We start from the raw sequence: 349 nt of genomic DNA, 5'->3' as shown, positions 1-349 counted from the left end.
TCACCATCACAATCTGCTGTTAACCAATCTCCAGTTGGAGTTACTGTAACATCTGCTACGTTGTAATCACATGGATCGGTTGGGTCTGTTCCATCAGGTCCTACGGTACCATCCATATCTGGATCTACTTCTGTTCCGTTGATTACTCCATCTCCATCACAATCGGATGTATACCAATCTGATGTTATATCCGATAAGTATACGTTTGCTAAGTTTCCTCCTACACATGGATCTAATGGATCTGGATCCGTTGCGTTTGGTTCGCCGTCTCCGTCACAATCTGCATCTGCCCATACTGGGTTACTTGCATCTCCTACACTGCCTGCTGTGAATACACATGGATCTAGTG

General features: G+C 45.0%; 1 protein-coding gene. It reads right to left on the bottom strand.

The annotated features are described in order from the left end of the window. Positions 1-349 (bottom strand): hypothetical protein (locus tag ACVC3Y_RS00655; protein WP_452225805.1); only part of this gene is annotated, 349 nt, incomplete at both ends.

The organism is Lacinutrix cladophorae (assembly GCF_053604645.1).
Note: the sequence above shows the minus strand (reverse complement) of the source record. Positions and strands in the feature narration are given on the sequence as shown.